Origin of the sequence: Duganella qianjiadongensis (assembly GCF_009857915.1) — a bacterium.
GTDB classification, from domain to species: Bacteria; Pseudomonadota; Gammaproteobacteria; order Burkholderiales; family Burkholderiaceae_D; genus Rugamonas; species Rugamonas qianjiadongensis.
Window position 1 is genome coordinate 1 of the sequence record NZ_WWCM01000041.1, and the last position, 5,721, is coordinate 5,721.

The window sequence follows — 5,721 nt, forward strand, 5'->3', positions numbered from 1 at the left end:
TCGGCATTTTTGTAATCGAACATCTTGTGTGCGCTAGCAAAGCGTTCGAACGTTTCCCCACCACTAAATCGAAGCAATCCTGGAGTCGTAGCGTCATCGACATACTGGCATGCATGGGCCACGACCCGAGCATCTTCTTTGCTTAGACCACCTAGTCGGCTAATGATGTATGCCACACCATAATGGAAATCGATGTTCATAATAGTCCCTAGAAATTGAAAGATCTTTTATGAGTGATTCGAGTTAAAAGCTACCTATTACATTATTCATATACGGACGGTCTGAAATTGGTCGATGCCCGACTAAGCTAATAGGATACCAGCTTGCTTAAATGGAAATATCACACATTTCCACAAATCGATACATGCGGCTGGACTGGCTAAGCCAACATCTTATAAATAAAGATAACTGGAATAGATGCTGCGGTAAGTCCTAAAGCATAGGCGCTCAAGGATAGGGATGTCTTGCGAGCCAGATAAAGCAATCGCCAACAATACGCTCCTATGCCGCCGCCAAGAAAGATAAATATCAAGGATACGAAACTAAGTATGAAGAAGTCTTGGAAAGCCGCCGGTCTTAGTGCTATGTATGCTACTGCGACACCAAGGGCAACTGCTACTACACTGCTTGTGCCATAGGTTTTCAACCTATTATTGAGGTCAGCTTGCCTTTCTTCCATATGCTTCCTTTGTCAATTTTTCGACTGGCCGTTTCTGGCCGGACGCGGTCGTCGGGCATAGTCATTTTTTCTCTGGCGGCTTGGTAGGGCCATCGATCGGAAAATGTTTGGCCTCATATTCCTGAACGAGCTTTGCCAAACGCTCTAATCGGAGTCCTGCTGCAGTACCTGCTTCAGCTGACATTAGCGAGTCGATCTCCTTAATTGCTTTCGCGCAATCTGCTGAAGTCTCTATTAGCTGAATTTCCATGTCGATCTATCTTTTTCAAGCTGCCGAATGACGGTCACACATCAAGTGCAGTACCGAGTTCCCAGCAGGTCTTTTATTTAGAGAGCTGAGGAGACCTTCTGGCCTCGGTCTTAATTACCAAGTCCCATACATCAACTGCCGAAATAGGTGCCTAACCGATTACATCATTTCTCTTTTGGCTACTTCTGCAATTGGCTGAAGCTAGCCAGCATTCAGCATAGCATTTAGCATGTGAGGAAAATACACTGATTATCACAATAGTTCCCCTAGACGAATTCGTCGCTTGTACAATTAGTCCATCTCAACACATGTAAGGGGCCGTGTAATGTCTTCGTACCAGGACTATCAAAAGCAAATCGCAGAACTTCAGGCGAAAGCTGAAGCCGCTCGTCATGCGGAGATCGCCGAGGCGAAAGCCAAGATCAAGGCTATCATGAGCGAATATGGGTTGACCGTAGCTGATCTTGGCGGCGCGTCCAAGCAAGCTTCTAAGACTCCTCGCAAACCCGTAGAGATCAAATACAAGGATGAGGCAGCTGGCGGCACTTGGACTGGCCGCGGTCGCGCACCAAAGTGGCTCGAAGGTAAAGATAAGAATCAATACCTGATTCGATGATCAGTCGATGGTGCGCTTTCTGCTCCTACTAATCAATCAGTTTGTTCAGCCATTTCGAGCGCATCATCAACTTCTATTCCAAGGTATCGGACCGTACTTTCTAGGCGTGTATGTCCAAGTAAGAGCTGAACTGCACGCAGGTTCTTCGTCCGCCGATAAATAAGGGTGGGCTTGGTACGACGCAGAGTATGCGTGCTATTTGCCGTAGGATCGAGGCCAATTTCTTCTCACCACAGATGTACGATGCGGGCATACTGCCTGGTTGAAATATGTGGTGAATCTCCGATCCGGCTCGGGAACAGATAATCGTTGTGCCTCAAGCCTGCAGAACTGATCCATTCAACCAGACTTTTTCGCGTGCCAGCAGTGAGCTCAAACTGCACCGGGTGCTTTGTCTTTTGTTGCATTACAGTGGCGCGACTGGCCACGTGGTTGCCATGGCAAACGTCTTGCACTCGCAGTTGCACCAGATCGCAACCACGTAATTTGCTGTCGATCGCCACGTTGAAGAGCGCCATGTCTCGCCGGCGCCCGTAGATTTCAAGTCTGCCCCTGATAGCCCATATCTCGCTAATGCGGAGCGGTGCCTTTTGGCCAATTAGTTTGCCCTTATTCCATGGAGCACGGCGCTCCGAGGCGGAAGTAAGTGTGTTCATAATGGACCTCCCTTGTTTGGACCTCTACTATGCGCGCCGTCAGTGCGGAATGCTTGGTCATGTGGGAATGTGTGATATTTCCATTTCGGCAAGCTGGTATCCTATGGCCGAGGCATGTGGGGCCGAGAACGGCCAAAGCAGACATGCTGATCGAATGTAATCTTGGATAGAATTCTTTAGTTTTATTTTGCTCCTTCAATGAAAATCATTTTTTTAAAGTGGTGGTTTATTCTGCCCCCAAAACCGAAGTCAAATAATTTATTTGATATCATTAAATTCGGCCTTCAATGGTCGATTACGCTGATTTCTGTGGGCTTCATTATTCTGCAGTTCATGCCAGAGTTTCTTTTTCCTCATAATGTTTCTTTTTCCACGGTTACGATCTATTCAACTAGGCCGCTTCCACCGGAAACAAAAATGCTTGTCGATAAATCTGTTAAATTGGTGGAAAAATCAGAATTAGCGAATTCTAACCAACGAAATCAAGTCTTTGTATCCGATCGATTTGGAGTCTACAATTTTTTTGCGCCCATGAATGAGGGATTTGCCATCACCAATCTGCTTACGGGCAATACTATTGTTGCACGTGGTGATATTAGAGAAAACACCAGCTACGCAACTGCAGCAACCTTTAACAAGCGCACTTTGTCATCAGTGATCGCACATGAGTTGACACACCTCTTGATCAGAGACCGACTTGGTCTGATTAACGGTCTTAGGACCCCGGCCTGGGTAGTGGAGGGTTACTGCGACTACATTGCTGGCGAGAGCAGTTTTCCTGAGCACGAAGGAATGAAACTTCTCGCTGAGAGAAAAGCGAATGAGTCGCCGTCATTTAGATACTTTCAAGGTAGAGTACTGATGCGTTACCTCATCGAGGAACGACACATGAGCTTTGAACAGATAGCGGTTCAGGCGCGCCAATCCGACGCATTGCAGAAAGAGGCACTGCTAGCGGTTCAGCGAGAAGCGGCTGCAAAGATGGCCATGTAGAAATACTCGACAAGCCGAAACCTTTCGTTGCACTTTGCGTTTCTTGAATAAAGTGTAGGCTGAAGTCGGCCACTAGCGGACTTGCAGAACACTTCTCTTTAGAGATTCAGGAACGGGAGGAAATGTGCGGAAATGCCCTTGTTGTGGAGAGGACTCAATATCGTCCAAGGTACTGTCGTCGATACGATTTACAGGAAGCGCTACTTGCCCCTCCTGTGAGAAGATGCTTAAGGTAACGCGAAACGTCTTTATCTTTTTCCCTTTAATCTACACCCTTATCCGGTCTGTGCTCCGGCAATTCTTTCAAATTCAATTCGACCTAGGAATCGGGGGGGGGGGAATGGGCATTGTTGCTGCTTTTTATCTCATCGCAATTTGGAAAATAGCAATCCAATAGGATAAGTCCGCAAAAGCGTAATATGAGCCGCCACGAGCGCGCTTAATATCCCTCTGTAGCTGTTCAATATCAGCTAGTTTTCAGGCCGGTTTTACTGCAGTCGAAAATTTGAAGTATTTGCAAACTATCCGAGCGGCCAAATAGGATATTTCCTTGGTTGTGACAATTTGAGGAATTTTTTAGTGCTTGAATTGCTATCCTAATCAAGCGTATCTGGCTGAGTTCGGCCAAATAACAGCCTATTCGAAATCGCAGGGATATGAAAATACTGATTGCCGTGGTGCTGATAGCTGTATTCCTGGTCGTGCTTTGGGCACCAGCATGGCTAGTCGCCCGGAAGTTAAATATGGGACGCGATGCGCTGGCAGCAAGTCCGCTTCGTTTCATTCTTCCAGGTCAACTGATTGCAGTGATAGTGCTAGCATTTTTCGCTGACGCAATAGGCTTACGAAATCCCGCCGGAGTAGTAGTCGCTGTAGTATTTTGCGTTAGCGTAGCTGGCGCAGGCATGCTACTTCTATACCGAGGGATCGGTGCAATCGGCCGATGAATGGTGATCGACTTGACCCGGCCAATACCGGACTTTTGACCTTTTAAAAAAATGAAAATTATTTCTACGCCTGCTATAGCTTTCGTCCTTTCATTATTGACGTTCGCAGACTGCCAGGCCGGGGAAGCTCAGCGCTTGTCATATGCTGTAATTTGCGAGGATGCACAGCTTTCCGCAAGGATAGATGCAGGTGTCCGCACACGTTTAATGGTGGCAAAGAAAGATATTTCGGAAAAATTCCCAGCAGGAAAATTGTATCTATATCTCCAGCGCGATGTTAATGACAAAAAAAATCCAAACGGTATTTCGGTAGCAATCGCGCACGTTTCGAATGTGCAAACTGCGTCCTTGGCGCTCGGCTTGATACAAAAGAAGGAACCTGTGCCGGCACAACTGTCAGCCATGCTACGTGAGGAAGGTTTTTTGAAGCACCTCAGCGTTGCCCATATCGACGAAGCGTCAGATGAGGAAATTGAGACGCTACTTGATTCTGTACTAAATACATTCCTAAGTAAAAATTCTACGGTTGGTGACTAGCGGCCAATAGGAGTCGTTCGGATTGAACGGAAATATAAGGTGTCCAAATGAATGACGATACAGATGTTAGGGCCATGACCGTGAATGAGCGACTGGCGTATTTTCAGCTGTTTGACGCATTAGATACCGCAGTCGCATCCAGAAGATTGTCGAACGTTACGAAGGTGCTTCTAGAAGCGAAGCTTACCGTCGAACAGGCTCATCAAACGGCTGTTGCGATACTGGATAATCCGGCGCGACATTCGTTTCGTTAACCGCCGCAACCGGCCAATATCTGCCCATTGTGAACGATTGATAAGTAGATTTGTAGAACATCGAAATGGCTTGCGATCTTATTTTCTCTTTTCAGGAATTCTTCAAACTTGTGCCTGGCTTAGCTATTTTTCCATTTAGCTTTTACCTTGCAGTCAAGAAAATAGGTACTGGCGTTTCATTCTCCTACGTGTGGAGTGTCAGCAGTATAGGAGAACGAATTAGTTCCGTTGTTCTCGTAAACAGGAAAGATCGGCCGGTAATAATTAAAGGTATTATCGCAGAATGCGGAGGTGTTGAAATCGACCTCCACACTTTTCAAGAACCTTTGATACTGAAAGCTTATGAAGCCATCCGAGTTGTTCCTGAGCCTTACTCCTTCCTAACTTTCAAGGGAGAGAAATGGGTAATTCCTCATAAACCTGGTAAACCCAACATTGATTTATTTCTGGTGCTTCCAGATGGGAGACACAAATGTAAGCCACTATTTAAGGCTCCCTGGTATTTCGTAAAAAAATATCGCCCAGCCCTTTCCGCATCTAAACATAAAGTTACGCATAATGGCATTGTTTACAATCCTGAAGCCACCAAGTTCATTGTCCTCTAAAGGTTGAGAACCTCCAGATCGTTAATGGAGGACAAACCTGTATGACAATCTTCAAGACTGAACCGTTCCGGAAAACTGGGAGGCTCCATTATTTGAGAAAATGGATCTATGAAAAAATCTAAGCACTCGCCCGAAGTAATCGAACGCTCCGTCCGTATGGTCATGGAATGCCAAGGCGAGCACA

The 5,721-nt window shown here is 46.3% G+C and carries 9 protein-coding genes and 1 pseudogene; 6 read left to right on the forward strand and 4 right to left on the reverse strand.

The genetic code is table 11. The features are described 5' to 3' along the window. The 3 genes from GTP27_RS23950 to GTP27_RS23055 form a co-directional block, all read right to left on the reverse strand. Positions 1-200: DUF6765 family protein (locus GTP27_RS23950; protein ID WP_371865988.1), on the reverse strand; the 200-nt coding region annotated here is incomplete at its 3' end. Positions 201-379: 179 nt separating this feature from the next. After that, complete coding sequence (locus tag GTP27_RS23050) at positions 380-679, reverse strand: hypothetical protein (RefSeq protein WP_161041429.1); 300 nt, start codon at positions 677-679, stop codon at positions 380-382. Positions 680-740: 61 nt separating this feature from the next. Further along, positions 741-929 (reverse strand): hypothetical protein, encoded by a 189-nt coding sequence (locus GTP27_RS23055; protein ID WP_161041430.1) that lies wholly within the window; start codon positions 927-929, stop codon positions 741-743. Positions 930-1,254: 325 nt separating this feature from the next. Here GTP27_RS23055 and GTP27_RS23060 point away from each other — a divergent pair, with 325 nt between their 5' ends. After that, the gene (locus GTP27_RS23060) at positions 1,255-1,545 is read left to right on the forward strand and encodes an H-NS histone family protein (RefSeq protein WP_161041431.1); all 291 of its coding nucleotides are present in this window, start codon (positions 1,255-1,257) and stop codon (positions 1,543-1,545) included. 32 nt (positions 1,546-1,577) lie between these two features. On the opposite strand, the pseudogene GTP27_RS23065 reads toward GTP27_RS23060, so the two are convergent. Beyond that, positions 1,578-2,201 (reverse strand): annotated as a pseudogene (locus GTP27_RS23065) (tyrosine-type recombinase/integrase). 198 nt (positions 2,202-2,399) lie between these two features. Between GTP27_RS23065 and GTP27_RS23070 the strand changes: the two are divergent. The 5 genes from GTP27_RS23070 to GTP27_RS24320 all read left to right on the forward strand — a co-directional run bounded on the left by GTP27_RS23070 (position 2,400) and on the right by GTP27_RS24320 (position 5,659). Then, a complete protein-coding gene (locus GTP27_RS23070; RefSeq protein WP_161041432.1) occupies positions 2,400-3,194 on the forward strand; it encodes a hypothetical protein in 795 nt (264 codons plus the stop codon). 998 nt (positions 3,195-4,192) lie between these two features. Next, positions 4,193-4,678 (forward strand): hypothetical protein, encoded by a 486-nt coding sequence (locus GTP27_RS23075; protein WP_161041433.1) that lies wholly within the window; start codon positions 4,193-4,195, stop codon positions 4,676-4,678. Between the two features lie 47 nt (positions 4,679-4,725). Continuing rightward, on the forward strand, positions 4,726-4,932 hold the full coding sequence (locus GTP27_RS23080; protein ID WP_161041434.1) for a hypothetical protein: 207 nt from the start codon (positions 4,726-4,728) through the stop codon (positions 4,930-4,932). Between the two features lie 65 nt (positions 4,933-4,997). Next, positions 4,998-5,537 (forward strand): hypothetical protein, encoded by a 540-nt coding sequence (locus tag GTP27_RS23690; RefSeq protein WP_202417029.1) that lies wholly within the window; start codon positions 4,998-5,000, stop codon positions 5,535-5,537. Positions 5,538-5,554: 17 nt separating this feature from the next. Further along, positions 5,555-5,659 carry a hypothetical protein gene (locus GTP27_RS24320; RefSeq protein ID WP_371865989.1) on the forward strand — a complete coding sequence of 35 codons (105 nt, stop codon included), beginning with the start codon at positions 5,555-5,557 and terminating at the stop codon, positions 5,657-5,659. Positions 5,660-5,721 lie beyond the last annotated feature (62 nt).